The sequence below is a fragment of the Isoptericola sp. NPDC019693 genome (genome assembly GCF_044389085.1).
Taxonomy (GTDB): Bacteria; Actinomycetota; Actinomycetes; order Actinomycetales; family Cellulomonadaceae; genus Isoptericola.
This window is the reverse complement of record NZ_JBIRXP010000002.1, coordinates 125,404-152,132: the sequence shown is the minus strand read 5'-3', so window position 1 is coordinate 152,132 and position 26,729 is coordinate 125,404. Positions and strand designations below refer to the sequence as shown.

Annotated in this window: 26 protein-coding genes and 1 riboswitch; of the genes, 14 read left to right on the top strand and 12 right to left on the bottom strand. The window is 74.4% G+C overall.

What is annotated here, in order from left to right; translation table 11 throughout:
- Positions 1 to 55 precede the first annotated feature (55 nt).
- From ACH436_RS06125 to ACH436_RS06105, 5 genes are all read right to left on the bottom strand, one after another.
- Complete coding sequence (locus tag ACH436_RS06125; RefSeq protein WP_430559309.1) at positions 56 to 2,182, bottom strand: glycosyl hydrolase; 2,127 nt, start codon at positions 2,180 to 2,182, stop codon at positions 56 to 58.
- The gene (locus ACH436_RS06120; protein WP_430559308.1) at positions 2,179 to 2,910 is read right to left on the bottom strand and encodes an HlyD family efflux transporter periplasmic adaptor subunit; all 732 of its coding nucleotides are present in this window, start codon (positions 2,908 to 2,910) and stop codon (positions 2,179 to 2,181) included. Before ACH436_RS06120 ends, ACH436_RS06125 begins: the two co-directional genes overlap by 4 nt.
- Positions 2,907 to 4,661 (bottom strand): glycosyltransferase, encoded by a 1,755-nt coding sequence (locus ACH436_RS06115; RefSeq protein ID WP_430559307.1) that lies wholly within the window; start codon positions 4,659 to 4,661, stop codon positions 2,907 to 2,909. The genes ACH436_RS06120 and ACH436_RS06115 overlap by 4 nt, the downstream gene beginning before the upstream one ends.
- A 330-nt stretch (positions 4,662 to 4,991) precedes the next feature.
- Positions 4,992 to 5,915 (bottom strand): LLM class F420-dependent oxidoreductase, encoded by a 924-nt coding sequence (locus ACH436_RS06110; RefSeq protein ID WP_430559306.1) that lies wholly within the window; start codon positions 5,913 to 5,915, stop codon positions 4,992 to 4,994.
- A gap of 76 nt (positions 5,916 to 5,991) precedes the next feature.
- Positions 5,992 to 6,648, bottom strand: coding sequence for a DsbA family protein (locus ACH436_RS06105; protein ID WP_430559305.1), 657 nt, complete (start codon positions 6,646 to 6,648; stop codon positions 5,992 to 5,994).
- A gap of 72 nt (positions 6,649 to 6,720) precedes the next feature.
- On the opposite strand from ACH436_RS06105, the gene ACH436_RS06100 reads away from it, so the two are divergent.
- From ACH436_RS06100 to pnuC, 3 genes are all read left to right on the top strand, one after another.
- A complete protein-coding gene (locus tag ACH436_RS06100; protein WP_430559304.1) occupies positions 6,721 to 6,972 on the top strand; it encodes a hypothetical protein in 252 nt (83 codons plus the stop codon).
- Positions 6,973 to 6,982: 10 nt separating this feature from the next.
- Complete coding sequence (locus ACH436_RS06095) at positions 6,983 to 7,798, top strand: TetR family transcriptional regulator (protein WP_430559303.1); 816 nt, start codon at positions 6,983 to 6,985, stop codon at positions 7,796 to 7,798.
- 102 nt (positions 7,799 to 7,900) lie between these two features.
- Positions 7,901 to 8,043, top strand: a riboswitch (FMN riboswitch).
- A gap of 125 nt (positions 8,044 to 8,168) precedes the next feature.
- Complete coding sequence (pnuC, locus tag ACH436_RS06090; RefSeq protein ID WP_430559302.1) at positions 8,169 to 8,888, top strand: nicotinamide riboside transporter PnuC; 720 nt, start codon at positions 8,169 to 8,171, stop codon at positions 8,886 to 8,888.
- A 90-nt stretch (positions 8,889 to 8,978) separates the two neighbouring features.
- On the opposite strand, the gene ACH436_RS06085 is transcribed toward pnuC, so the two are convergent.
- Positions 8,979 to 9,665, bottom strand: a complete 687-nt coding sequence (locus ACH436_RS06085; RefSeq protein WP_430559301.1) for a hypothetical protein — start codon at positions 9,663 to 9,665, stop codon at positions 8,979 to 8,981.
- A gap of 38 nt (positions 9,666 to 9,703) precedes the next feature.
- On the opposite strand from ACH436_RS06085, the gene ACH436_RS06080 reads away from it, so the two are divergent.
- Entirely contained in the window at positions 9,704 to 10,399 is a 696-nt protein-coding gene (locus ACH436_RS06080; RefSeq protein ID WP_430559300.1) for a GPP34 family phosphoprotein, read from the top strand.
- Positions 10,400 to 10,555: 156 nt separating this feature from the next.
- On the opposite strand, the gene ACH436_RS06075 is transcribed toward ACH436_RS06080, so the two are convergent.
- Positions 10,556 to 11,869 carry an extracellular solute-binding protein gene (locus tag ACH436_RS06075; RefSeq protein WP_430559299.1) on the bottom strand — a complete coding sequence of 438 codons (1,314 nt, stop codon included), beginning with the start codon at positions 11,867 to 11,869 and terminating at the stop codon, positions 10,556 to 10,558.
- A gap of 130 nt (positions 11,870 to 11,999) precedes the next feature.
- Complete coding sequence (locus tag ACH436_RS06070) at positions 12,000 to 13,256, bottom strand: acyl-CoA dehydrogenase family protein (protein WP_430559298.1); 1,257 nt, start codon at positions 13,254 to 13,256, stop codon at positions 12,000 to 12,002.
- 230 nt (positions 13,257 to 13,486) lie between these two features.
- Here ACH436_RS06070 and ACH436_RS06065 point away from each other — a divergent pair, with 230 nt between their 5' ends.
- On the top strand, positions 13,487 to 13,969 hold the full coding sequence (locus ACH436_RS06065; RefSeq protein WP_430559297.1) for an NUDIX domain-containing protein: 483 nt from the start codon (positions 13,487 to 13,489) through the stop codon (positions 13,967 to 13,969).
- A 190-nt stretch (positions 13,970 to 14,159) separates the two neighbouring features.
- Here ACH436_RS06065 and ACH436_RS06060 read toward each other — a convergent pair whose 3' ends face one another.
- The gene (locus tag ACH436_RS06060; RefSeq protein WP_430559296.1) at positions 14,160 to 15,503 is read right to left on the bottom strand and encodes an Nramp family divalent metal transporter; all 1,344 of its coding nucleotides are present in this window, start codon (positions 15,501 to 15,503) and stop codon (positions 14,160 to 14,162) included.
- Positions 15,504 to 15,631: 128 nt separating this feature from the next.
- On the opposite strand from ACH436_RS06060, the gene ACH436_RS06055 reads away from it, so the two are divergent.
- The 4 genes from ACH436_RS06055 to ACH436_RS06040 all read left to right on the top strand — a co-directional run bounded on the left by ACH436_RS06055 (position 15,632) and on the right by ACH436_RS06040 (position 20,397).
- Entirely contained in the window at positions 15,632 to 16,942 is a 1,311-nt protein-coding gene (locus ACH436_RS06055; protein WP_430559295.1) for a glycosyltransferase 87 family protein, read from the top strand.
- Between the two features lie 129 nt (positions 16,943 to 17,071).
- Entirely contained in the window at positions 17,072 to 18,877 is a 1,806-nt protein-coding gene (locus ACH436_RS06050) for a choice-of-anchor I family protein (protein ID WP_430559294.1), read from the top strand.
- A gap of 58 nt (positions 18,878 to 18,935) precedes the next feature.
- A complete protein-coding gene (locus tag ACH436_RS06045; protein ID WP_430559293.1) occupies positions 18,936 to 19,607 on the top strand; it encodes an ANTAR domain-containing protein in 672 nt (223 codons plus the stop codon).
- Positions 19,608 to 19,689: 82 nt separating this feature from the next.
- On the top strand, positions 19,690 to 20,397 hold the full coding sequence (locus ACH436_RS06040) for an ANTAR domain-containing protein (RefSeq protein ID WP_430559292.1): 708 nt from the start codon (positions 19,690 to 19,692) through the stop codon (positions 20,395 to 20,397).
- A 7-nt stretch (positions 20,398 to 20,404) separates the two neighbouring features.
- Here ACH436_RS06040 and ACH436_RS06035 read toward each other — a convergent pair whose 3' ends face one another.
- Both ACH436_RS06035 and ACH436_RS06030 read right to left on the bottom strand, forming a co-directional pair.
- Positions 20,405 to 20,971 carry a PAS and ANTAR domain-containing protein gene (locus ACH436_RS06035; RefSeq protein ID WP_430559291.1) on the bottom strand — a complete coding sequence of 189 codons (567 nt, stop codon included), beginning with the start codon at positions 20,969 to 20,971 and terminating at the stop codon, positions 20,405 to 20,407.
- A gap of 137 nt (positions 20,972 to 21,108) precedes the next feature.
- Positions 21,109 to 21,648, bottom strand: a complete 540-nt coding sequence (locus ACH436_RS06030; RefSeq protein ID WP_430559290.1) for a PadR family transcriptional regulator — start codon at positions 21,646 to 21,648, stop codon at positions 21,109 to 21,111.
- Between the two features lie 77 nt (positions 21,649 to 21,725).
- On the opposite strand from ACH436_RS06030, the gene ACH436_RS06025 reads away from it, so the two are divergent.
- The 4 genes from ACH436_RS06025 (at position 21,726) to ACH436_RS06010 (ending at position 25,366) form a co-directional block, all read left to right on the top strand.
- Positions 21,726 to 22,787, top strand: a complete 1,062-nt coding sequence (locus ACH436_RS06025; protein ID WP_430559289.1) for a serine hydrolase domain-containing protein — start codon at positions 21,726 to 21,728, stop codon at positions 22,785 to 22,787.
- A gap of 95 nt (positions 22,788 to 22,882) precedes the next feature.
- Positions 22,883 to 23,122 carry a BatC protein gene (locus ACH436_RS06020; protein WP_430559288.1) on the top strand — a complete coding sequence of 80 codons (240 nt, stop codon included), beginning with the start codon at positions 22,883 to 22,885 and terminating at the stop codon, positions 23,120 to 23,122.
- A complete protein-coding gene (locus ACH436_RS06015) occupies positions 23,119 to 24,390 on the top strand; it encodes a cupin domain-containing protein (RefSeq protein ID WP_430559287.1) in 1,272 nt (423 codons plus the stop codon). Before ACH436_RS06020 ends, ACH436_RS06015 begins: the two co-directional genes overlap by 4 nt.
- A 28-nt stretch (positions 24,391 to 24,418) precedes the next feature.
- Entirely contained in the window at positions 24,419 to 25,366 is a 948-nt protein-coding gene (locus ACH436_RS06010) for a sucrase ferredoxin (RefSeq protein ID WP_430559286.1), read from the top strand.
- Between the two features lie 35 nt (positions 25,367 to 25,401).
- On the opposite strand, the gene ACH436_RS06005 is transcribed toward ACH436_RS06010, so the two are convergent.
- The gene (locus ACH436_RS06005) at positions 25,402 to 25,947 is read right to left on the bottom strand and encodes a hypothetical protein (RefSeq protein ID WP_430559285.1); all 546 of its coding nucleotides are present in this window, start codon (positions 25,945 to 25,947) and stop codon (positions 25,402 to 25,404) included.
- A 149-nt stretch (positions 25,948 to 26,096) separates the two neighbouring features.
- On the opposite strand from ACH436_RS06005, the gene ACH436_RS06000 reads away from it, so the two are divergent.
- A complete protein-coding gene (locus ACH436_RS06000; RefSeq protein ID WP_430559284.1) occupies positions 26,097 to 26,729 on the top strand; it encodes a hypothetical protein in 633 nt (210 codons plus the stop codon).

Below are 26,729 nucleotides of genomic sequence, written 5' to 3'. Positions count from 1 at the left end.
TCACCCGTCAACAGGTTGTCTGCAACGTTGAGGTCACGATAGAGACACGTCCCCGCTACCCCGCGGCGTGCACCAGCAGCCACGCCGTCAGGGACGATCGCGTGCTCCCGTCGTCGATCCGGTCGTCCGGCAGGCCGCGGGCCACCTCCAGCGCCGCGGCCGCGTCGGCGGGCCCGGCCAGCGCGGCGTACATGAGGAGCTGGTCGCCGAACAGCACGTCCCACGACGCAGGGTCCTCGCGGGGCCCGGCGAGCGCCTCGTCGAGGTTGGCGCGGATGCGCGCGGGGTCGCCGCCGAGGTAGCCGGCCACGGGCTGCACCGGCAGCACGACGATGCCGAGCATCGCGCTCGGTTCGGCGCTGAACCACGTGGCCCAGTCGCGCTTGCCGCCCCACACGAGCGACGTCACGGAGTGCTCGAACCCGGCGACCGCCGGGTCGTCCCGGTCGAAGTCCGTCCAGTACGCGCGCGCCGACGCGGCCTCCGCCCCGAGCAGCCAGCGCGCCTGGGACTCGAGCCCGTCGTCCCCGCGGGCGCGCGCCCACAGCGCCAGCCCGTTCCACGCCGACACGGCCTCCGACGCGGACTCCTGGTTGTTGCCGTCGGCGAACGGCGCGTACCCGGAGGCCCACGAGTGGCCCGCGTACGCGTCGAAGACCCGCAGCGCGGGCATCCCGCCCACGGCGTCCCCGGCCGCGACGTCGGCGGCCAGCAGGTCGAGCACGGGGGCGAGGTCGTCCGCGAGCGCCGGGTCGTCGGCGGCCACGACCCCCGCCGCGTACAAGAAGTACCCGTAGTGGAAGTGGTGGTCGTTGCCCTCCTCGGACCCGAACGACGGGGCCCGCCCCACGACGGTCCGCAGCACGGGATCGAAGACGAAGCAGCGTTCCTGCCGCGTCGTGCACCCGTCGGGCTCGGCCCACTCGCGCAGCCGGGCGGCCAGGTCCTCGCGCAGGGGGCCGGCGACGTCGTCGAGGCCGAGCTGCTCCGCCAGGACCAGCAGGTTCGCGTCGCGCGCGAGGGCCTTGCCGCCGTAGTAGGTGTCGGACGGCGCCTCGAGCGTGCCCGCCGCGCGGGCGGCCGCGTCGGCGCGCACCTGGGCGGCGAGCTCGTCCGTGGCGTCGGCGGCGAGGCCCGACAGGTCCAGGCGGCCGGCGGGCGCCACGGCGGGGCTCGTCCACGACAGGGTGGACGCGGTGCACACGTCGACGGTGCCGTGCACGGTGGCGTAGGTGCCGAGCCCGCACGACGCCCCGGCCGAGTCCCGCTGGTGCGGCATGCGGACGACGGCGGCCGGGCCCCCGTCGCGGGTGGCGTAGGTCAGGGCGGTGGTCACGGCCGCGTCGTCCGCGCCGTGGGCGAGCGTCACGCCCGTCACGGGGTCGGCCGCCGCGGCGGCGAGGGTCGCCACGGCGTCGCCGGACGCGCCGTCGGGCACGGGGAACCAGGCCGCCGTCTCGCCCGCGGCGAGGGTGAGCGAGCGGCCGTCGCGGGAGAGCCCGGCCCCGGGGTCGGCGGTCCCGCCGGGGCCGACGAGGACGTGCTCGCGCTCGCCGTCGGCACCCGTGACCCGGGTGCTCGCGCGGCGGTCGGCCACGGTGAACGCGACCGTGGTCGCGACGTCCTGGTCGACGGCGGCCGTGTACCGCACGACGGGCGATCCCTCGACGAGCAGCAGGTCCCCGCGGGGGGAGCCCGCGCCGTCGCGCAGCTCCACGGTCACCGACGCCGCGTCGTAGGCCGCGACGACGGCCGAGCTCGCCCCGACGTCCACCCCGACCTGCGCCGCGAACGGGCCGAGCACCGACGTCGCGGTCACCTGCACGTCCGGCAGCCCGTACGCGAACCCGTCGGGCGTGAGCGCGACGGCCAGCGGGACGGGGAACACCGGCTGCGGCGCGTCGCCGAGGGCGAGGGACGAGAACCAGCGGTTGGTCGGCGGGGCGAGACCGTCCGCGAGACGGGTCGTGGGGGTGGGGGCCACCTGCTCCTGGGGCAGGAGGCCGACGTCGACGTCCGGCGCGGTGCCCGTGCGGTCCGCGGCGGGTGCGCCCTGCGGGCCGGGCGACGCCGACGGCGCCGGCGCCGGCGACCCGGCCGGGGCCGTGCCGCCGAGCAGCCCGCACCCGGCGAGCGCGAGGACCGTCCCCGCCGCCGCGACCGCCCGCCCGGCCCGGCTCACAGCCCCACCCGGCGCAGGAAGGCGTCGAACGACTCGTCGACGTCGGCCAGCGGGCCGTCGTCGTGCAGCTGGATGACCGCCGTCACGGGGGTGCCGGCCGCGACCAGGCCGTGCACCGCCCCGCCGACGAGGCCGTCACCCGTGACCCGCACGGTGGCCTCGGCCTGGTTCGTCGTGTTGCGCACCGCGACGTCGGCGACGGTCCCCGCGATCTCCGACTGGTCCGGCAGCACGATCGTCACGTCGGCGCCGTCGCGGACCCGCGCGAAGTCGCCCGGGTCGAGCACCAGCCGGGCGTCGACGGCGAGCGACCCCGCGCGCTCCACGGACACGAGGGGCTCCCCCGCCTTCGTGAAGCCGCCGCGCCGGACCGCCACGGAGGTGACCACGCCGTCGGCCGGCGCGACGACGGTCATCGTGCCGTCCTTCGTCACCCGGTAGACCGACGCGTCCTCGCTGACGAGGCCGACGGCGAGGTCGTGCTGGAGGGTGAGGCTGCGCAGCTCGACCAGCGGGTCACCCTCGGACACCTCGTCCCCGACGTCGGCGAACGTGTCGGTGACGGTCCCCGCGTAGTCGGTGCCGGCGTCGAGGGTCTCCGCGACGATCGTCGCGGTGGCCGACGTGGCCTGCCCGGCACGGCGGTTGAGGACGAGCGTGAGGGCCGCGCACACGAGCAGCACGGCGAGCAGCCCGGCGACGAGGCGCAGGCGGGTGGGCCAGGTCATGCGGCACCTCCGGGGGTGAGGGCGGGGGCCGTCGCGGGCCGGCGGGCCGGGCGGGCGCGTCGTCCCCGGCGGGACTCGCGGGCGGTCCGGGCGGTGCGGCGCGCCTCGCGGGCGGCCGTCACGACGAACGCGCCGAGGATGGCGGTGTTGGTGACGTTCCAGGCCAGGGCGAGGCTCGGCATGCCGTCGTCCCGCTCGGCCCACGCCCCCACGAGCGAGGTGACCAGCAGGAACGCGAAGCACAGGACCTGCGGGACCATGAACGCGAAGGGCGACGTCGCGGCTCCCTTGCGACCCGTGACGTGCCAGGCCTGCTCCTTGCCGGTGGCGGCGTTCCACAGGGCGCGCGTGTAGATGGGGAACGACACGGAGGCGAGCATCAGCACCTCCCAGCGGAACGAGCCGAGCGTGAAGAACGCGATCGCGATCTGCATGACGTAGAAGCCGGCGTAGTACAGCAGCCACGTGGACCACGAGATCGTGAGGTTCATCGGCGTGAGCCCCAGGTAGATCTGCAGCGGCGGCACCATCAGCAGCACCAGGGGCGCGATGCCGGACAGGTAGTGCGTCGCCGTCACCGTGTACTGGAGCCGCTGGTCGAGCGTCAGGCGCCGGCGCGGGCTGAGCGGGTTGTGGCGCAGGAGGATCTCGAACCCGCCCGTCGCCCAGCGCAGCTGCTGCTTGGTGTACGCCTCGACGGTCTCGGGGGTGTCGCCGACGGCGAGCGTCGTCGGGATGTACACCGACCGCCAGCCCCGCTCGTGCAGGTGCAGCGACGTCCACACGTCCTCCGACTTGGAGTCCGTGCACATGCCGCCGACGTCGTCGATCGCCGTGCGGCGGAACACGACGTTCGTGCCCACGCAGAACGCGGCGTTGAACCGGTTGCGGCCCGGCTGCACGTACCGGTAGAAGACCGCCTGCATGTACCCGGCACCCCGCGAGATGAGCGAGTCGAGGTTGCCGTACGTCTGCGGGGTCTGCACGAACGCGACGTCGTCGCGCACGAAGAACGGCAGCGTCTCGACCAGCAGCTCGGGACGCGCGACGAAGTCGGCGTCGAGGATGACGAAGTAGTCGCCCTTCGCGATCGACAGCGCGTAGTTGACGTTGCCCGCCTTGGCGCCGTTGCTGCTCAGCCGCCGCAGGTAGCGGGCGCCGAGCCGGGCGGCGAGGTCGCGCACGTCGTCCGACCGGCCGTCGTCGAGCACCCAGGTGCGGTGGGCGCCGCGCACGGCGAGGGCGGCGCGCACCGTCCGCTCGACGGTGCCGAGGTCCTCGCCGTAGGTCGTGACGAAGACGTCGACCGTGACGGGGCGGTCGTGCAGGTAGAGGCGCCAGCGTGGGGGGTCGTCCTCGGCGCCGTCCCGGATGATCTCCGGCAGGTCGAAGAGGCGGTCCTTGGCATGGTGGAACGCGAAGTCGCGCGGGTCGTAGCCGCTCGACAGCACGGTCCACATGGCCAGCAGCGCCTGCACGACCAGGACGGTCTCGGCGGTGATGACCATGACGTACGGCAGCGCGTCCCCGCGGTTGGCGGGGTTGAGCAGGAACGCCGCGTACGCGACCACCCCGAGGGTGGCGAGCATCATGATCAGGGCCAGGGACGGCGAGCGGGCGGCGGAGTTCTCGTCCCGGGGCGGTGCGGTCGGGCGTTCCTCCGCGCCGCCGAGGGGGCGGGTGGACGGCGGCCGCACGTACTCGGTGCGGCGCGGGGTGACGACGAGGCGGTCGAACTCGGAGACGGACATGACGGTCCTCCGGGCGCAGGCGGCGGTCCTCGGGGGTGGTCGCGGGGCCGGGCGCACGTGGCCGGCGGACGGGGCGTGCCCGTCCCCCGGGACCGCCCGGTGGGTGCGACCTCGTCGTCGTGTGCGTCGTCGTGACGTCGTGTGGTGCCTGCCCCCTGAACGAGTCGAGGTGACCCGCTCGGGAGCGGGTCACCTCGTCGTCTGTGCGCGAATCTAGCCCCGCCCGCCGCCCGTGTCACGGGTGGCGGGCGGGTGAGACCACGGGTCGAGACCGTGTGCCGGACCAACTGTCGCCGCAGGTCACAGCCCTGCGGGGTGCCGACGGAGGGGTCAGAGCTGCGTGGCCACCTCGCGCGCCACCAGGTCCAGGTGGTCGAGGTCGTGCAGGTCGAGCACCTGGAGGTAGACGCGCTGGACGCCCTGGTCGCGCAGGGAGCCGAGCAGGTCGACGGCCTCGGAGACCGTGCCGGCGACGCCGTGCTCGCGCAGCTCGGCGGGCTCGCGGCCGATCGCGGCGGCACGCTCGGCGAACTGCGCCTCGTCCTTGCCGACGGCGAGCACCAGCGCGACGGACTGCACGATCGAGTCGGGCGTGCGGCCCGCCTCGGCGAGGGCCTCGTTGATGACGCCGATGCGCGGCGCGACCGTGTCCAGCTCGGGGAACGCCTGGTTGTACTCGTCGCCGAACCGGGCGGCCAGCGCCGGCGTGCGCTTCGGGCCGCCGCCGCCCACGATGACGGGGATGCGGTCCTGCGCCGGCTTGGGCAGCGCCGGGGAGTCGACGAGCGTGTAGTGCTCTCCCTCGAAGGAGTACGACCCGCCCACCGGGGTGCCCCACAGGCCCGTGAGGATCTCCAGCTGCTCCTCCAGGAGCCCGAACCGCTTGGCCGGGAACGGGATGCCGTAGGCCTCGTGCTCGCGGGCGAACCAGCCGGCGCCCAGCCCGATCTCCACGCGGCCGCCGGACATCTGGTCCACCTGCGCCACCTGGATGGCGAGCACGCCCGGGTGTCGGAACGTGGCCGACGTGACGAGGGTGCCCAGCCGCACGGTGGACGTGTCGCGGGCCAGGCCGGCCAGCGTCGTCCAGGCGTCGGTGGGCCCGGGGAGCCCGTCGCCGCCCATCGTCAGGTAGTGGTCGGAGCGGAAGAACGCGCTGAAGCCGAGGTCCTCGGTCGCCTTCGCGACGGCGAGCAGGTCGTCGTAGGACGCACCCTGCTGGGGCTCGGTGAAGACACGCAGGTCGAGGGTCATGGGTGCACCTCTCGGGTGGGGCGGGGCAGCGGACCGCGGACGAGCCGGGGGTCCCGGACGGTCGGCGGCAGGAGGGTCAGTCGAAGGACGGGTCGCTGGTGCGCGACCGCTTGAGCTCGAAGAAGTCCGGGAACGACGCGAGCGCGACGGCGCCGTCGAAGATCCGCACGGCGTCCTCGCCGCGCGGGATGCGCGTGAGGACCGGACCGAAGAACGCCACGCCGTCGACGTGGATCGTCGGCGTGCCGACGTCCTCGCCCACCGGCTTCATCCCGGCCTCGTGCGAGGCGGCGAGGGCGGCGTCGTAGGCGTCGGACGTCGCGGCGTCGGCCAGGGACGCGGGCAGGCCCGCCTCCGCCAGCGCCTCCACGGCGACCGCGTCGAGGTCGTCGCCGCGGCCGCCCGGGTGGATGCGGGTGCCGGCGGCCGTGTAGAAGGCGCTGAACGCCTCCGGGCCGTGCTCGGTCTGCACCGCGGCGGCGACGCGGCCGATGCCGCGCGAGGCCTCGATCTTCGCCCGGTAGTCGGCCGGGATGTCGCGGTCCTTGTTGAGCAGGTAGAGGCTCATCAGCCGGAACGTGAGCTGCACGTCCCGGTGCTGCGCGACCTCGAGCGCCCAGCGCGACGTGATCCAGGCGAACGGGCACAGCGGGTCGACGTAGACGTCCACGACGGGGACGCTCGCGGTCGTGGTGGTCGCGGTCTCAGGCGCGGTGGTGGTCCCGGAAGTCACGCCCGCCACCTTACCCACGCCCGGACGGTGCGTGGCGGCGACCGCGCGGGGCCGCACGGGTAGCCTCGGCCCGTGCGCAAGGTGCGGTGGGCGAGCGTGTGGACGGTCGTGGGGGCGTGCGTCGTCGCGCTCGCGATGCTGTGGGTCGTGCTGCGCGGCAGGGTCTGGGCGTGGATCCCGTTCTTCCTGGCCGCCGGGGTCGCGGTGCGCGAGATCCGGTACCTGCAGCGGGCGCGCCGTCCCGCCGACGCGGGCTTCGACGAGCCGCGTCGTGCGACACCGGGGGGCGACACCGGCCGACGTCGTGGCCGCCGCTCGGAGTAGCCTCCGTGGCATGACCGCCGTCCGGACGCACACCCACGCCCAGGCCGTCGACGCCGCGATCGACCTCTTCTCCCGGCAGGGCTACGAGCAGACCACCGTCGAGGAGATCGCCGACGCCGCGCGCGTCAGCCGTGCGACCTTCTTCCGCCGCTTCCGCTCCAAGGAGGACGTGGTCTTCGCGGACCACGAGCTGCTCCTCGAGGAGGTGGTGGTGATGCTCGCGGAGACCCGCCCCGAGGCGCGCGCGAGCGAGGAGTCCGGCCGCGCGCCCGAGCGGGCCTGGGACCCGACCACCGACCCGTACCTCGAGGTCTGCCGCGCGGCGCGTCTGGTCTTCGACCACCACGTGGGACAGCGCGAGACGTCGATCGCACGCCACCAGCTGCTGCAGCAGGTGCCCGCGCTGCGCGACCGCGAGCTGGTCACCACCCACCGGTACGAGCGCGCGTTCACGGCGTACCTGCGCGACACCCTGTCGCCCGACCGCTCCACCACGACGATGTCGATCGCGTTCGCGGCGTCCGTCGTCGCCGTGCACAACGCGATCCTGCGTCGCTGGCTGCGCAACCCCCACCTCGACCTGCGGCCGGAGCTCGAGGAGGCGTTCGCCGACCTCCGGCACGCCGCCGTCGCCCCGTTCACGCACGACGACGAGCCCGCAGCGCCGTCGTCCGCCGCCGCGGGCGACCCGGGCACCGCCGACGTGGCCGGCGAGCCGCGCACCCTGGCGACGGGAGGCGACGGCAGGCGCGTCGTCGTCACCGTGCTGGAGCCCGGGGCCGGGCCGGACGACGTCGCGCGCGCCGTCCGCGACGCGCTGGCCTGACGGCCGACGCGGACGGGACGACCCGGTGCACGGGAATGCCGCTGTGGCATCCTGAGTTGTGCAGGACGCCGCCGGGACCTCCGGCGGTGGCAAGACACGCACGTACGTGCTCCGGGGTCGGTGAAATTCCGAGCCGGCGGTGACAGCCCGCGACCCGGTCTCCTCGTCAGAAGCCGAGCGAGACCGGTTGACCTGGTGGAACTCCAGGGCCGACGGTCAAAGTCCGGATGGGAGGAAGCACGTGCGGCACACGCCCGTCAGGGTGGGTGCCGCCGGGCGTCGTGTCGTCGGCGACGGCCCTCCGGGCCGTGCTCGGCGAGCGCCGACCCTTCACCCCCGGACGCCGCACCTCGGACCGGGAGAGTGAACGATGGACGCGATCGACGCGTTCTTCAACGCCACGCTGACCATCGGCGACCAGCACATGTCGTGGCGCGAGATCGTGGGCAACCTGTTCGGCCTCGCCTCCGCACTCGGAGGCATGCGCCGCAAGGTGTGGGCGTGGCCCGTCGGCATCGTCGGCAACCTCGTCCTGTTCACCGTCTTCATGGGCTCGTGGTTCGGCGACTCCAGCCGCGCCGACATGCTCGGCCAGGCCGGCCGTCAGGTGATGTTCCTCATCGTCTCGATCTACGGCTGGGTGCAGTGGCGCCGCACGCAGCGCGCCGACCTCGAGGTGCGCGCCGACGGCAAGATCCCCGCCGACGGCGGCGCCGCGGTGCACCCGCACTGGGCCTCCTGGCGGGCACGGGTGGGGATCGTCGTCGTCATGGTCGCCGGCACCCTGGTCCTCACGCCGCTGTTCCGCGCCCTCGGTTCGTACGAGCCCGTGTGGTCGGACGCCTGGATCTTCATGGGCTCCCTCGTCGCCACGTACGGCATGGCCAAGGGCTGGGTCGAGTTCTGGCTGGTCTGGGTGGCCGTCGACGTCGTGGGCGTGCCCCTGCTCTGGTCCGCCGGGTACTACGCCACGGCGCTCATGTACGTGTTCTACGGCGTGTTCACGCTGACCGGCTTCTTCGTGTGGTGGCGCGTGCACCGGCGCGAGCAGGCCGAGGCGGGGACGACGACACCCGCCGTCACGCCCTGACGGCGCTCGGCGCGGCAGTTTGGGCTCGGCGCGGCAGTTTGAACTGCCGCGCCGAATCCGAACTGCCGCGCTGAACGTGGCCTGCCGGCGTCAGTCGTCGATGTCGAGGACGGTCGACGGCGTGGCCGCCCGCGCCTCCAGCCGTGCGTCGGCCAGGACGGCGCCGACCAGGTCCGCGGGGCCGCCGAGCGCCACCTCCGCGGTGTAGATCGGGAGCCCGAGGAACCACCGCCGGTGCTCCGGCCAGACGTGGGAGGGCAGCTCGACCGCGTCGAGGAGCCCGGTGACCGTCCGGGAGGTCCCCGTCCAGACGTGGTACTCCCTGTGGGGCAGGCGAAGCCTGTCGGCGAGCGGCCTGGCGACGAGCCGGTCGAGCAGCTCCTGCTCCGCCTCCCGCCGCGCCTCGGCGAGCTCCTGCGCGGAGGGCTCCGGCTCGTCCGGGTCCCAGGCGAGCATGACGGCGACCCCTGACGACGCCACACCGCCGCCCGGCGCGTAAAGGTTCGGCCAGCCCTCCCACAGCGTGCCGCGCAGCGGCGACTCCCCCGTCCACGGGTCGAGCACCTCGAGCAACGCGTCGAGGCGCGCCGGGACCGCGTCCAGGTCCAGGTCGCCCTCAGCGTCCCGGGGCAGGGGCACGACGGCGTAGGCGGCGTACGCCTGCGGGACGGCATGGCCGAGCGTCGGGCCGAACTCCCCCAGCAACGGCAGGATCCATTCCCCCGCGCTCGGATCGTCGTCCCAGCGCGCGCCCACACGGGCGAGGTCGTCGGCCATCCCTGGACCCTAGGCCGTGGGTCCGCCAGGATCGACGAGTGATCATCGCCGAGGACCTGCTGCTGCTCGCGTACGACGACAGGACCGGGCGCCCGTCCCTCGAGCGGACCCAGCTCGACTACCGGCTGGCGGGGGCGCTGCTCGTCGAGCTCGCCCTGACCGGCCGGGTGGACGTCACGTCGTCGGCGGCCACGGACCTGGACGGCCGGCCGGTGGGGGCCGGCAGGGTCGTCGTGCGGGACCCGTCCCCGACGGGGCACCCCGCGCTCGACCACGCGCTGGCGTCCGTGCGCGCCCGGGCTCGCGCGCCGAAGAGCCTGGTGGCGCCGCTGGCCAAGGGCCTGCGGGACCACCTGCTGGCCGGGCTCGCGGCGCGCGGGATCCTGCGGCGCGAGGACGGGACGGTGCTCTGGATCTTCCCGACGACGTCGTGGCCCGCCGCCGACGCCACCCACGAGACGTGGCTGCGCGCGACGTGCCACGAGGTGCTGCTGGGCGTCCGCGACCCCGACGCCCGTACCGCGGCCCTCCTCGCCATCGCGAGCGGGACGCCGCTCGTGCGCGGCATCGTCGCCCCCGAGCACCGGCGGCAGGCGGAGGCCCGCGCGAAGGACCTCGCCGCGGGGAGCTGGGCGAGCGCCGCCGTCAAGAAGGCCGTGGACGAGATGCAGGCTGCGGTCATGACGGCCGTCATGGTCGCCGTGACGACCTCCGCGACAGCCACGTCCGGCTGACACGGCGTGCGGATCACCCTGGTACGACATGCGGCACCCGCGGTCCGGGACGACGCTCCCACGAGCGCGTGGCAGCTCTCCGCAGCCGGCCGTGCCGCCGCCCGCGAGCTCCGGGTCCCCCGCGGCACGCGGGCCGTCTCGAGCGACGAGCGCGCCTCAGAGGGTGTCGTTCATGGCGGCGACGAAGCCCTCGGGCTCGAGCTCGCCGGTGAACACCTGATGGAGGTGGTCGAGCAGCGCGGCCGCCTGGTCCGGCGGGATGGCCTGGTCCCAGGAGAGCTGGAAGTGCGGGGCGGAGTCGACCATCTCGTACACCGCGCGCAGGTACTCCGCGCTGTCTCCGCTCGCCAGACGCCCGTCGATGCCGCGCACGGGTGGCACCGTGCGGACCGTGAGGAAGGTGTCGACGGACCGCTCGGAGTAGACCTCGGAGTTGAGGAAGTCGATGGCCGCCTGCTGGTCGGCGGGAGATGCCGCGGCGGACACGGACCAGAAGTTCGCGGGGTTGCCGACGACGTTCTCCGGGTCTCCCACGCCGCCGTCCACGGTCGGGAAGGAGCCGAAGCCGATGCCTCCGTCCGCGACGAGCTCGGGCATGGTGGTGACGATGTCGGGGTAGATCCACGCGCCCTGCAGCAGGAAGGCCGCGCTCCCGGACGCCAGCATCCCCACGTCCCCGCTGGAGTCCGCGGTGACCTCGGTGAAGTCGTCGCCGAACGCCCCGGCGTCGACGAGCGCACGGATCTTGTGGAGCGCCTCGACGACGGCCGGGTCCGACCAGGCGTCCGGCTCGCCCGCGACGACGCGCTGGAAGACCTCGGGTCCCCCGATCCGGTCGGTGAGGTACTGCAGGTACATGAGCTCGGGCCAGCGGCTGCCGCCCGCGAGGGCGATCGGCCGCACCCCCGCCTCGCGCAGCACGCGCACGGCGTCGAGGAGGTCGTCGAACGTCTCCGGCGGCTCGACGCCGGCCTCTCGCAGCACGTCCACGTGGTGATAGAGGAGCACCGGCTGGGTCTGGTTGGCGGGGACGGCGTATGTGCTGCCGTCCACGGTGCCGTTCTTCGCGACGGCGGGGAGCGCCTTGTCCAGGACGGGCTGGACCCGGCCCGTGAGGTCGAGCACGTCCCCGTCGGCCACGTAGCCGGCGAGGTCGCTGCCGGCCCAGCCGTAGATGAGCGTCGGCGCCTCGCCCGCGTCGATCGCGGCCCGGATCTCGTCCTTGTAGACGTCGTTCTCCAGCCAGCCCACGTCGAACGGGCGGTCGGGGTGGTCACGGTTCCAGCTCTCGAAGGACCGCTCCAGCACGATGTCGCTGCCGCCGGACAGCGACCACGCGGTGAGGCCCTCGACCGGCGGGCCCGAGGAGCGCGCCGGTTGGTCGGCCGGCACCGCCGTCGAGCTGCAGGCCGCCACCACCGTCGACAGTGCCAGCACCCCCACCGTCAGGCGAACCTGCCTGCGCCGCATCGCACCCTCCACCTCGTCGTGGTATCGAAAACGATTTCCGACGCCAGACTCTGGCAGCGCGCGATGAACGCGTCAAGCCCCCGTCCCTGCTGGTCAGGGACGGGGGCTCGCGAGCGGGACGACCCGAGCGTCAGGCGAAGGCCGAGACCCCCGTGATGTCGCGACCGACGATGAGGGCCTGCATCGACTCGGTGCCCTCGTAGGTGTGCAGCGCCTCGACGTCCGCGAAGTGCCGTGCGACGCGGTTGGCGAGGAGGATGCCGTTGCCGCCGAGCATGTCGCGGGCGATCGACGCGACCTCGCGGGCCTGGCGCGTCGTCGTGTACTTCGCCAGCGACGCCTGCTCGCCGGTGAGGGTGCCGGCGTCGGCGAGGCGCGTGATCTGCGCGACGAGCAGCTGCATCTGCGTGACCAGCGAGAGCATGCGGGTGAGCCGCTCCTGCACCATCTGGTTCTTGGCCAGCGGCCGGCCGAACTGGATGCGCTGGGTCGCGTAGGCGGCGGCCGCCTCGTAGCAGGCGACGGCGTGCCCGACGGCGGACCAGGCCACTGCGAGACGGGTCGCGAACAGCACGGCGGCGGTCGCCTTGAACGACGTCGCGCCGGGCAGGGCCGCGCTCGCGGGGACGAACACGTCGTCGAGCACGATGTGCGCCTGCCAGATGGCGCGCAGCGAGACCTTGCCCTCGATGGTGGTCGCGGTGTAGCCGGGGGCGTCCTGCGGGACGATGAAGCCGTGCACCTGGTTGTCGCCGTCGTCGCCGACGAGACGGGCCCACACCACGGTGATGTCACCGCAGGAGCCGAAACCGATCCACTTCTTCTCGCCGTCGATGACGTAGCCCTCGACGCCGTCGCGGGTCTCCTTGCGGGCCGTCGTCTCGAGCGAGACGGAGTCCGAGCCGTGGGTGGGCTCGGTGAGCGCGAACGCGCCGAGGATCTCCCCGCGCGCCATCGGCTCGGCGTACTGCTCGACCTGCTCGGGCGAGCCGTGCATGACGATCGAGCGCAGCGCGAGCCCGCCCTGGACGCCGCAGATGGTGGCGACGGAGCCGTCGCCGCGCGACATCTCCATGCTGGCCAGGCCCTCGGCCATGAACGAGACGGACGGGCGGCCGGGGACGTCGACGCCGTCGCGCAGGAAGTCGCGCTCGGCGAGCTTCTTGACGAGGTCGAACGGCACCTCGGCGCGCTCCCAGTAACCGTCGATGACGGGCAGCACGTCCTCCTGCACGAACTCGCGGACGGCGAGCTGGTGGGCGCGCTCCTCGGGCTTCACGTCGGCGAAGGCGCCCACGTAGTCGAGGTCGAGCGGCTGCGAGACGTCGTAGTCGGGGGCGGTCACGCCTGGCATGACGGGGACATCACGGGAGGAGCTGCGGGTCATCGACGACCTCTCTCTGCGCGGGGGTCCGGCGTTCCGGGCCCGGTGAGAAGTGAGGACCGGCGCCGTCCGAGGCTGGTGGTGGTCGGCGCCGGTCTCCCCTCATCGTCGCTCGCGACCCGGTCTCACGTCAAGCGATACTCGGTCTCACACTCTCTCGACGAGGTAGTTCGAAACCCCGCGGGGTAGTTCACGGCTCCGCGAGGTAGTGCCGGGCGAGCCAGACTGTGCGCATGGCGACCACCAGCGCGGGCCTGCTGCTCTACCGGACCACGGACGCCGGCATCATCGAGGTGCTGCTCGGCCACATGGGCGGACCGTTCTGGGCGCGCAAGGATGAAGGCGCGTGGACCGTCCTCAAGGGCGAGCTCGAGCCGGACGAGGACCCGCACGCCGCGGCGCTGCGCGAGGCGGCGGAGGAGCTCGGCCTGCCGCTCCCCGCGCCGTCGTCCCCCGACGTCGACCTGGGCGAGGTGCGGCAGAAGTCGGGCAAGCGGGTCCTGGCCTGGGCACGCGAGTGGCCGCCGCCCGGACCGGACCTGGACCAGGTCCGCAGCAACACCGTCGAGATCGAGTGGCCGCCGCGATCCGGACGCCGGATCGAGGTGCCCGAGATCGACCGCGTCGCCTGGTTCGCGCCCGACGACGCGCGGCGCCTCGTCGTCAGCGCCCAGGCCGCGCTCGTCGACCGCCTCGAGGCCGCCCTCGGCCGCTGACCCGAACTACCTCGCCGAGCCCGGAACTACCTCGGCGGGACCCGAACTACCTCGCCGGGTTCGGAACTACCTCGGCAGGATCCGCACTACCTCGCCGGGTTCGGAACTACCTCGGCAAGATCCGCACTACCTCACCGAGCTCGGAACTACCTCGCGGGGTTCGGAACTACCTCGCGGAGACCTGGACTACTCACCCGGTGAAGGTCAGCCAGAGCAGGGCGACGTTCAGCACGACGATGACGGCGGCCACGGCCCAGGCCGCGACCTGGGTGGCGAGACCGTTGCGGAAGCCGCCCAGCAGGCCGGCGTCGCGCGTGATCCGCACCAGCGGGATCATCGCGAACGGGATGCCGAAGCTCAGCACCACCTGGCTCACCACCAGCAGCCACGTCGGCGACACCCCCGTCGCGAGCAGCACGATCGCGGGCACCAGGGTGACCAGCCGGCGGGCGATCAGCGAGACGCGCACGCGCAGCAGCCCGGACATGATCTCGGCGCCGGCGTAGGCCCCCACCGACGTCGACGCCAGGCCCGACGCGAGCAGCCCCACACCGAACAGCACCGCGACGGCGGGGCCGAGCGACGACTCGATGGCGGCGTGCGCGCCCTCGATCGAGTCGGTGCCGGTGCGGCCGGGCAGGTTGGCCGCCGCGAGCAGCAGCATCGCGATGTTCACGCTGCCCGCGAGCACCAGCGCGGCGACGACGTCCCAGCGCGTGGCGGTGAGCAGGCGGCGCACCACGGGCGGCGACGGCGGCCCCGGCACGGCGACGTCGTCCGTCAGGTCGTCGGCCTCCGCGTCGGCGCGCCCCTCGGCCCCGGCCGCCAGGGCGTGCCGCCGCTGCACGCGCGCGTCGTGGCGCACCCGGTCGCGGGCGAGCGACGAGTGCAGGTAGATCGCGTGCGGCATGACCGTGGCTCCGAGCATCGACGCGGCCAGCAGCACCGACTCCGCGCCGTCGAGCCGCGGCACGAGGCCGCCGAGCACCGCGCCGAGGTCGGGCGGGGAGAAGAACAGGCCCGCGCAGAACCCCACGGTGAGCACCGCGAGCATCGACGTCACGACCGTCTCGAAGACGCGCTGGCCGCGGCGCTGCTGCACGCCGAGCACGAGCATCGACACGACGCCGGTGATCACGCCGCCCAGCACGAGCGGCACCCCGAACAGCAGGTGCAGGGCGATGGCGCCGCCGATCACCTCGGCGACGTCGGTGGCCATCGCGACCACCTCCGCCTGCGCCCAGTAGGCGATCCGTCCGCGCCGGGAGAGCCGCTCCCCGAGCACCTCGGGCAGGGAACGCCCGGTGACGACGCCGAGCTTGGCGGACAGGTACTGCACCAGCACGGCCATGACGTTCGCGACGACCAGCACCCACACCAGCAGGTACCCGAACTTGGCCCCCGCGGTGAGGTTGGCCGCGACGTTCCCCGGGTCGACGTAGGCGATGGCCGCGACGAACGCCGGCCCGAGCAGGGTCACCAGGCGCGCGGGGCGCACCCCCCGGGCGGGTCGGTCGAGGGTCGGTCGGCTCATGCGGGTCCTCCGGGTGGGCCAGTGTCGGTCGGGCAAATTTTTCGGGTATCCGAAACCTTAGACGTCCATACCCGCATCGCGCATCCCCGCAGGGTGCTCCGGAGCGCCGCCGAGCCCGGTCTGTCACCATGTCGGGCGTGCCATCCCCCCAGACCGCCGCCGCGCGGAACGCCCCCGGTCCGCTCGGCGCCGTGCTGCGCTCCCGGTGGCTGCTGGCGCTCGGCTTCCTCGCCGTGCACGCCTGGGTGATCGGGCAGGCCATCACCTGGGGCTACACGATCTACGGCGACGTCACGCTGTACGAGTGGTGGGCCCGCCACGGCCTCGGCACCGGGCAGTGGCCCGTCCTCGACTACGACTGGGTGTACCCCGCCGGCGCGCTCGTGCCCGTCACGCTGCCCGCGCTCGTCACCGGCAGCCTGCTGGGGTACGAGATCGTCTGGACGGCGATGGTCGTGGCGCTCAACGCCGTCGCCACGGTGGTGCTCGTGCGCTCGGCGCCGCGCGGGGTGCTGGGCGCCTGGTGGTGGCTCGCGTTCCTGCTGGCCCTCGGCCCGATCTTCCTCGGGCGGCTGGACGGCGTCGTCGCGCCGCTCATCCTGGTCTCCCTGGTGGTCGCGACGCGCCGCCCCACGCTCGCGACGGCCGTCGCCACCGCGGGCGCGTGGATCAAGATCGCGCCGGGCGCGGTGGTCGTGGCGCTGGCCGCGACGCGCGCCCGCGGGCGGGACCTGCTGCGCCAGGTGGTGGTGCCGGGCGCGGTGGTGAGCCTCGTCGTCGTCGGGCTCGCCCTCGCGGGGGGCGCCGGGCAGCGCGCGTTCAGCGTGTTCGGGCAGCAGGAGGCACGCACGCTCCAGGCCGAGTCGGTGTTCGCCACCTGGTTCAGCGTCGCGCGACTGTGGGACCCGTCCGTGCGGATCGACTACAACGACGTGATCTTCACCTACGAGGTGCAGGGGGACGCCGCCCGCCAGGTCGCGTCCCTCCTCGACTGGCTGCTGCCCGTCGCGGTGCTGCTCATCGCGGCCCTCACGTGGTGGACGGCGCGGCGCCGACCCGACCACGCCGGCGACGTCCTGCTGCTCAGCACCGCCGCCCTGCTGCTCGCGCTCATCGTGTTCAACAAGGTGGGGTCGCCGCAGTTCGTGGCGTGGATCGGGCCTCCGCTGGCGGCCGCCGTCGCGCTCGCCGGGCCGGGGACCCGCCGGCTGTGGGGCCCGCCCGCCGTCGGGGTGCTGCTGGCGGCGCTCGGCACGCAGATCGTCTACCCGGTGGCGTACGGCGAGTTCCTCGGCGGGCAGCCCGCGATGGTCGTCGTCGAGGCGCTGCGGAACCTCGCGCTCGTCGTGCTGCTCGCGGGCGCCGTGTGGCGGATCGTGCAGCTCGGCCGCAACGGGGTGCGCGCCGACGGCGTCGCGGACGCCGGCACGCCCGCCTGAGCGGCGGCCGAGCAGGCGTTCACCGGCGGGTCGGCGCGCGTTCACCACGGCCACCCCGGGCGGTCATCCGTCCTCCCTACGGTCACGTCGACGGCGCGCCTCCGCGCGCCCCGGCCCCCGGAGGACCCCTTGCGCACACCTCTCCCCCGCACCGCCCGACGCGCCGTCGTCGCTACCGCCGTCGCGGCCGCGCTGACCGCGCCGGTCGCGCTCACCGCGTCGGCGCTCGGCCACCCAGGGAACGGCGGCACGACGCCGGGCGACGGCGTCGTCGCCGACCCCGTGGAGCTGTCCGCCGACGACGCCCGGGTCGGGCTCACACCCCTGGGCGCGTACGCGACGGGCGTGTTCGACGAGTCGGCGGCGGAGATCGTCGCGTACCACGCGCGCTCCGAGCGACTCTTCTCCGTGAACGCGCAGGCGGGCGAGGTCACCGTGCTCGACGTCGCGCGGCCGTCGTCGCCCCGCGAGCTGTTCGCGCTCGAGACGACCGGCGTGCGGGCCGCGGACGGCTCCACCGTGCCCGAGGGGGCCGTCGCGAACTCCGTCGCGGTCCGCCCGGACGGGCTGGGCGTCGTCGCGGTCGAGGCTCCCGACAAGGTCTCCGACGGCTGGCTGGTGCTGTTCGACGCGGCCGGCGACGGCGACGCCCTGGGCGCCTGGCGCGTGGGCGCGCTGCCCGACATGGTGGCGCTCACGCCCGACGGCCGCCGCGCCGTCGTCGCGAACGAGGGCGAGCCCGCCGACGACTTCTCCGTCGACCCCGAGGGCACCGTGTCCGTCGTGGACCTGCCCCGCAAGCTCACCGGCAGGCACGCGGGCGCCGTCGCGCAGGACGCCGTGCGCACCGCCACCTTCCACGCGTTCGAGGGAGACGCGCTGCCCGCCGGCGTGCGGGTCTTCGGACCGGACGTGGCGGGCCCGGACGGCTCGCTCGCACACCGCGTGTCGCGCAACCTCGAGCCCGAGTACGTGACCGTCTCGAAGGACTCCCGCACCGCGTACGTGGCGCTGCAGGAGGCGAACGCCGTCGCCGAGATCGACCTGCGCGGCGCCCGCACGACCGACCTGTGGTCGCTCGGCAGCAAGGACCACTCGGTGCCCGGCCAGGGCCTCGACCCGTCGGACAAGGACGGCGGGGCCGCGGTGCGCGAGGTGCCCGTCCGGGGGCTGTACATGCCCGACGGGGTCGCGTCGTACACGTCGCGCGGGCAGACCTACCTCGTCACCGCGAACGAGGGCGACGCCCGCGAGTGGGGCGACTACGTCGAGGGCGCGCGGGTCAAGGACCTGGGCGACGACGGCCTCGCGCCCGTGTGCGCGGACTCCCCCGCGGCGGCGCTGCTCGGCGACGCCGACCTCGGCCGCCTCAACGTCTCCACGGCGTCCGGCCTGCGCGCCGACGGCTCCTGCTACGAGGAGCTGTACGCCTTCGGCGGGCGGTCGTTCTCCGTGTGGACCACCGACGGCGAGCTCGTCTTCGACTCCGGCGACACGTTCGAGCGCGTGACCGCCGAGGCGCTGGGCGACGCGTTCAACACCAACCACACCGAGACGAAGGGCGACGGCCGCAGCGACGACAAGGGCCCCGAGCCGGAGAACCTGACGATCGGCGAGGTCGCGGGGCGGACGTACGTGTTCGTCGGCCTGGAGCGGGCCGGCGGTGTCATGGTCTACGACGTCACGCGCCCCGAGCGCGCCGCCTTCGTCACGTACGTCTCGAACCGCGACTACTCCGTGTCCGCCGAGGACGCGATCGACGACGGCGCCGCCCCGTCCGACGCGCTCGCCGCGGCCGGCGACCTGGGGCCCGAGGGCCTGACGTTCATCCCGGCGTCCGACTCCCCCACGCACCGGCCGCTGCTCGCCGTCGCGAACGAGGTGTCCGGCACGACGACGCTCTTCCAGGTGGACCGGCTCACCGGACGCCGGTGAGGAGCACCACGCCGGTCCACGCGGGACGGGGCCCGGGCGCGCGAGTACCGTGACGCCCATGGCCCTGTCCCGCTATCTCGACGAGAGCGCGATCCGCGCCGCGGCCGTGCTCGGCCACGGCGTCGAGGCGAGCATCAGCCTGCGCGAGCACGGCATCTCGCTGCGCGCCGGCAGCAGCACCCCCGGCGCGGGGCGCTGCGACCAGGCCGAGGCGCGCGCCGACGCCGGGCCCTGCATCGACGCGATGCGACGGGGCGCGGTGCTGACCACCGCGGTGCCGGACGTGGTGCCGGGCTGGGAGGCCTGGCGGGCGGCGGCGGAGGCCGAGGGGTTCGTCCAGGCGCTCGCCGTCCCGGCCGAGGTGGGCCCCGGCGTGCGGGTGGCGATCAACGTGTACAGCCGCACCGGCGGGGACTGGCCCGCCGGCCTGGTGGACGCCGCCGTCGGTCACGCCGGGCTCGCGGCCGACGCCGTGCGCCTGCAGCTCCAGTACGCCGACCTCGGGGACGCCGTCGCGGGCCTGTACCGCACCATGTCCGACCGGGCGACGGTGGAGCAGGCGGTGGGCGCGATCATGGCGTCGAACGACTGCCCCGAGGACGAGGCGCGCACCACCCTGCGGGCGGCGGCGGACCGGCGCGGGCTCAGCGAGCGGGAGGTCGCCGAGTCGATCGTGCGGACCCTGGTCCTCGGCGGCGAGGGCGACGTCATCGACGATCTCGACCGCTGAGGACGCCCCCGTCTCCCGGCGCCATGTCGTGCATCGGGTATCAGTGCAAAACTGACCCGCAGGCGACAGGACGGAGCGAGCAGTGAACACCTCCGAGCTGCTGGGCCTGCTCGCGCGGACCTTGGCGACGCTCGACGCTGCGGAGACCGTCGCGGCGCGGATGTGCCAGGCGTGCACCGCGATCCTCGGAGCGCAGGGCGGCAGCCTCTCCCTCGCCACGCTGCCGGGCGAGCAGGTCACGGTGACCAGCACGAACGCGATGGCGGCGCGGGTCGAGAGCATCCAGGACGTCCTCGGTGAGGGCCCCGGGCGACGCGCGTTCCGGGACGACGCGATCGTGTCCGCCCCGCTCGGCGCGGTCGCGCTGGCGGACGACCCGTTCCCCGTGTTCTCGCAGCTCGCCGGCGAGGCCACCGGCGACGGCACCTGGTTCGGCATCCCCATGCGGGTGGGCGGTCAGCCCGTCGGCGTGCTGGGCCTCGTCGTCGGGGCGGGGCAGGTGCTGGCCCGGGCGGTCGAGGACGCGCAGTTCCTCGCGGACGCCATCGGCACGGCCGTGCTCGGCGAGATCGACCAGCTCGGCTGGACCGCGCGAGCGCGGGTGGACCAGGCCACGGGCATGGTCTCGGCGCAGCTGCGGGTGCAGCCGCACGACGCCCTCGCCGTCCTGCGCGCGCACGCGTTCGGCCGCGGCAGCACGCTCGAGGACGTCGCGGAGGACGTGGTCGCGCGGCGGGTGAGCTTCGCGCACGAGGCCGGGGCCGTCGAGACGCGCCCGACCGAGGACTGATCCGGGGTCAGCCGCGGCGCAGCACGCGGTCGAGCGCCGCGCGACGGTCGACGTCGCGGCGGTGCGCGACGTCGACGACGGCGCGCGCCAGGTCCCGCACGGCCACGTTGTGGTCGTTGGAGGCGGTGCGCATCAGGTCGAAGGCGTCGTCGATCTCGACGTCGTAGACGACGGCGAGCACGCCCTTCGCCTGCTCGATCACGCCACGGGTGGTCGCGGCAGCCTGGATGTCGGCGGACGCGCGCTCGGCGGCCCGCTCCGCGACGGCGGAGGTGAGGTCGAGGAAGTAGCCCGCCGCCCCGTCGTGGCCGGGGTCGCTCTCGACGCTGCCCACGAGCGCGACCGTGAGCTCGCGGCGCCGGGCGGTCAGGATGCGGTGCACGCTCGAGAAGGCCCCCGCCGTCGGCGCGGTCACCAGGGCCGCGCGGACGTCGTCGCGGTCAGCCGGGTGGGTGTGCGCGAGGACGAGGTCGGTGGTGGGGACCACCTCGTGCGGTTCGAAGCCGTGCAGCCGGAAGACGGCCTCCGACCAGGTCCAACGGTCCGACGACAGGTCGAGACGGAAGGAGCCCACCAGTCGTGGGTGCCGGAGGCCCGAGGGCTCACCGGTCACGGTGGTGTCTGTGGCCACAGTCGCCTCCGACACTGCTCAGAGCGGGCCGGCCACTGCTTGACCGGCGGCACGACTCTAGCAAGCGGACCGCCCTCCGCTCACGGCGTCGGGGCGCCGTGCTCCTGCGCGAAGCGCCGGAACCAGTCGCGCGCGAAGCGACCGGAGGCGAGGCCGTGGTCGAGGGTGGCGCGCTGGTAGGCGAAGACGTCGGCGAGCTCGTCGGGGACCTCCTGCGTGGCGAGCCGCTCCTCGAGCGCCTCCAGGCGCGCCACGTCCTGCTCGACGCGGGCCGTGAGCCGCGGCAGCACGGCGGCGCGCTCGTCCGGCTCGAGCAGGCCGAGGAAGAACAGGCGCGGCAGGACGGCGGAGTCGGCGTCGGGGCCGGTCACCGGGCCGGTGAGCCAGGAGCGGAAGTCCGCCCGGCCGGCGTCGGTGACGCGGTAGGTCTTGCGGCCGCGCGCGCCGGGCGCGACCTCGGCGACCTCGATGAGGCCGCCGGTCAGCAGCGTCTCGAGGGCGCGCCGGATGCTGCCCGAGCTGGCGCTGTAGAACAGCGAGACCGACGCCTCGAAGTGCTTGACCAGGTCGTAGAGGCTGGCCGGCCGCAGCAGGAGCAGCCCCAGGATCACGTGCGCCATGGTCCGACCCTAGACCGTTGACCCTCATAGACCTGTCTAGTAGACATGTCTATGAGACTTGTTGATGAGAAGGGGTCATGCGCAGGACACGCGAGGTCGACCGCCTGAGGTCGGCGCTGGACCGGACCGCACGACGCCACACGTCGATGCCGCCGCCGCAGGTGCTCGTCGTCGCGCCGGGACTGGAGCTCGAGTCGGGCGGGTCGCAGCCGTTCCACGCTGCGAGCGTCGGCAAGGTCATGACGGCGACGCTGGTGGCGATGCTCGTCGAGCAGGGGCGGTTCGGCGTCGGCAGCCCGCTCGGGAAGCTGCTGCCCGCGTCCGACCTCGACGGCCTGCCGGCGGCCCCGGGCGTCGACGTGCGCACCGACGTCACCGTCGAGCACCTGCTCACGCACACCAGCGGGATCCCGGACTTCTTCGAACCGCCCCGCGGCACGAGGACCGCGGTCTCCACCCGGACCGTCGCGGCGGAGCCGGACCGGTACTGGTCCCCCACGGCGCTGCTCGACGAGGCGCGCCGCCTGCCGGCCCGCGAGCGCCCGGGTCAGTTCCGCTACGGCGACACGGCGTTCGTGCTGCTCGGGCGCGTCGTGGAGGAGGCCACGGGTGAGGCGTTCACCGAGGTTCTGCGCACCCGCGTCCTGGAGCCCACCGGCATGGAAGGGTCGTCCACGCCGTACAGCGACGCCCGGGTCCCGGGCGACCTCGACGGGCTCGACGTCGCGCCCTTCTGGCTCGGCCGGCACGAGCTCAGCCGTGCCCTCAGCCTGAGCCTCGACTGGGCAGGCGGCGGCATCGTCGCCCCGCCCGCCGACCTCGTGCGGTTCCAGCAGGCGTTGCACGGCGGACGCCTGGTCTCCCCGGAGACCCTCCGCTGGATGGCCGCGCCGCGACACCGGCGCCGACGGGGGATCCACTACGGCGCGGGCATGGTCACCGTCCGGTTCGGCGAGTTCACGCCGCCCTTCCTGCGCGGGCTGCCCGAGCCTGTGGGCGGGCTGGGGCACTTCGCCACGCACCTGTTCTACTACCCGCGCCAGGACGCCCACGTGGTGCTGAACTTCCACGCCTACCGGCGGATGAACCAGTCGTTCATGACGCACGCCCGCATCGCCCGCCTGCTCGTCGACGTCTGAGCCCTTCCCGATTGCAGGCAGACCGCACTGCCCGTAGGAAGAGAGACGTCAGCAGCACAGGAGTCACCTGCCTCTCGGGGCTGAACGGGGGAATCATGAGCGAGACCGACCCGAACTCCACGGAAGGCCCTGCCGACGGCGGTGCCGAGGGCGTGCCGGGCGTGCACGACGGCGGCGCTGACGGCGGCGCCGACGGCGGCGCGGACAGCGGCGCGGAGGGCCCCGCCGACGGCGGCGCGGAAGGCGTGCCGGGCGTGCACGACGGCGGCGCCGACGGTGGTGCCGACGGCGGCGCCGATGGCGGTGCGGACGGCGGCGCCGACCAGGGCGCATGACGCTGGACCAGGCTGGGGTGCCCGCCGTCGACGGGCACCCCAGCGCTGAGCGCGGGACCAGCGCGGCTTCGCCGGTGGAGCGCCTTGTCGCACGACCGCTCGACTCCTTCGCCGCGCTGTGGGGACGCGAACCGCTGCTCGTCACGGCCGGCGAGCGGGGCGGCGACGTGTTCGACGACCTGTTCGGCGAGGCCGCCGTCGACGCCCTCGTGTCTGAGCGCGGTCTGCGCACCCCGTTCCTGCGCGTCGCACGCGACGGGAGCACCCTGCCGAACCGGGACTTCACCGCGGGTGCCGGTGTCGGGGCGGGGGTGGCCGACCAGGTCGACGACACCCGGCTGAGCACCCTCTTCGCGGAGGGATCCACCCTCGTGCTGCAGGGCCTGCACCGTACGTGGCCCCCGCTGGTGCGGTTCGTCGCCGACCTCGCCGCCCAGCTCGGCCATCCCGTGCAGGCGAACGCCTATGTGACGCCGCCGCAGTCGCAGGGTTTCGACGACCACTACGACGTCCACGACGTCTTCGTGCTGCAGATCAGCGGCGCGAAGGAGTGGCGGATCCACCCGCCCGTCCTCGAGTCGCCCCTGCGCGACCAACCGTGGTCGGACCGGCGCGATGCGGTGGCGCGGGCCGCTCAGGATCCTCCGTCGATCCGTGCTGTGCTCCGTCCGGGCGACTGCCTCTACCTGCCGCGCGGCTACCTCCACGCCGCGACCGCGCTGGGGGACGTGAGCACGCACCTCACCCTCGGGGTGCACGCCTGGACGCGGCACGCCCTGGCCGACGAGCTCGCACGGCTCGTCGTGGCCCGGCTGGCCGAGGACCCGCGCGTGCGCGCCTCGCTGGAGGTCGGTCTCGACCCGGACCGCTCGACCAGGTTCGCCGAGGACGTGGCCCTGGTGCGCGAACGGATGGCCGCGGTCCTGGCGGACGTGGCGACGTCGGACGTGGCCGACAGCCTCGACGGGGCGCGACGACGCACCGCCCGTCCCGCACCGGTCGGGCCGCTGGCCCAGCTCCGCGCGGCGCACGACCTGACCGACGACACCACGCTGCGGCTGCGCGCCCATCTCTCGCCCGCGCTGCGCCGTCGGGACGACGGCGGCGCCGACCTGGTCAGCCGCGCGGGCACCGTGCGCGTGGACCCCGACGACGTCGATGCCGTGCGCGACCTGGTCGTGACAGGGACGGCACGAGCGGCCACCCTCGGCGACGCGCTGGCGCGCCGTCTCCTGGCACGCGCCGTCGTGGTCGTGGACGACGCCTGACGGCGGGGGCGCCATGAGGGTCCCCGGGATGCCTCGGCCCGAGGGGCCCGGCCCGGCGCCGACGACGGGTCCGTGGCGGTGCGCCGACGCCGCGCGGGACCGCCGCGACCCGCTGGTCGCCACCGCGGCCCCCGCGCGGCGATGGCTCCTCGTCGAGAACCCCGGGCCTTGGCCGTTCGACGCGGCCGCGTCGGGCGCGGTCCCGCCCGACGTGCTGCACGAGCTGGCGACGGCGGCCCGAGGGGCGCACGCGCGACTCCTGATGATCCGGCGCCCGGGACGGCCCGCGAGGACCGGTGCGCGGCGGTGGGCCGTGCTCGACACCGCACCGGGCACCGAGCCAGTGTGGGGGCGCTGGCGCACCGAGGCCGACCTGCGGGAGGCCGCGGAGCGTGTCGCCCAGCCGCTCGCGACCGCCGTCGCGCCGGTCCGGCCGACGCTGCTCGTGTGCACCCACGGACGCCACGACGTCTGCTGCGCGATCCGAGGCCGTCCCGTGGCCGCCGCGCTCGCGGAGCACTGGCCCGAGGAGACGTGGGAGTGCTCGCACGTGGGCGGGGACCGGTTCGCGGCGAACGTCGTCGTGCTGCCGAGCGGCGCCACCTACGGCGACCTCGACCCCGCGACCGCCGTCCGCGCGGTCGAGGCCCAGCTCGACGGCGCCGTCGACCCGACCCATCTCCGCGGTTTCGCGTCCGAGCCTCCCGCGGGGCAGGCGGCCGTCGTCGCGGCGCACGAGCGCTACGGTCCGGCCGGCGGGGACGACGTGCGGTACCTCGGCAGCGTGCGCACGGGCGACGCCACCTGGTCGGTGAGCGTCGACGTGCGGACGCCGGGCACGACCCGGCAGCTGGTCATGTCCGTGGTCGCCACGCGGCGTCCGCCCGCCCGGCTGACCTGCCACGCCACGGCCGAGACACCAGCCGTGGCCTACGAGGTGCGCGACGTCGCGGAGCGGCGGGACCCACCGTCGTGACGGATCCACAGGTGTGATGCGTGCGGCGAGAGCGGTCAGCCGCGGCGGGCGCTCACCCATCGGACCACGCGCGGCACCTGCAGCGCGACGAGAGCCACGAGCGCCCAGCCGCTGACGGCGTACAGGACGGGCGGGACGGCGGAGTGGTGGCCGCCGGTGATCATGAACGTGTCGGCGAGGTCCATGCCCATGTCGAACGACGCCCAGAAGTAGGCCGGCGCACCCAGGGCGAGCACGGCGATCTGGATCGTCACGGCGGTGTCGGGCGCCACCCGACGCCGGAGCGCGACGGCGCAGCCCGCGACCGACAGCCCGACGCCGAGCATCGCCCACCCGACCAGGAACGGGACCTTGCCCGCCACCGTCCACCCCGCCGCCGCGAGCGCCGCGAAGATCTCCGCCCGGGTCAGGTCGGGCATCGCCGCCAGCGGCTCCAGCACCAGGATCGTCAGCACCATGACCGTCGCGTAGCACGCGACCAGCGCCGGGCCGAGCGGGAGCCACCACATGCCCCACCGCGACCAGGCGGCGTCGTGCGACCGCGGCGCAGGGACGAGGACCGGCGACGGCCGTGGGTGCATCGGGGTCTCCCTCCGCGGGCGGGCCTCCCGCCGCTGTCCCCGGAGCGTACGACGGCGCCCGTCGGCGGCACGCGCAGCTCCGGGTGAAGTCGACGGCCGATGACGGCGAGTCTCTGGGCCACGTTCCGTACCCGCCCTACGATCTCGCCGTGGACGACGGGGTCAGCGAGGTCGATGGGGCGCTGCCGGCGCCACGAGCAGGTCGTCCGTTCCCGCGCCACCGGCTGCCGATCGCCGGAGCAGCCGTCCTCATGCTCGCCTGCGGGCTCGGTGGATGGGCGCACTACCGGGCCGTCGGTTCGTCGCTGATCTATGGTGACGAGCTCCGGACGGCCGCCGGCATCGGCTGCATGCCGTGGGACGGGCCGCTGCAGGTGGTCGACGCACCGGTGCTGTCGAACACGACCGGCGCCACCGTGCACGTGAGCAGGATCCAGCCCGCGGGGACACCCGGCCTCCGCGTGCACGAGGTGCGCGTCGTGCCGCCGTCGCCGGAGATCGTGTTCGGCGCCGAGTACGACCCGGACGACCCCGGCTGGGCAGGGACCTCCGTGGTCGGGCCGGAGGGGATCACGCTGGAACCCGGTGAGTCGGTGCAGCTCGCATACGTGCTGGACGTCGACACGAGCGGCGGCTCGTTCGCGTACAGCACCGTCTCCTACGAGGTCGGTCCGTACTCCTACCACGCGACCTATCCCGGAGCGAACATGGTGCTGCCCACGACAAGGGCGAAGTGCTCGGAAGCAGCGATGGAACGTCTCGGCGCTTCCCCTATCCCCTGA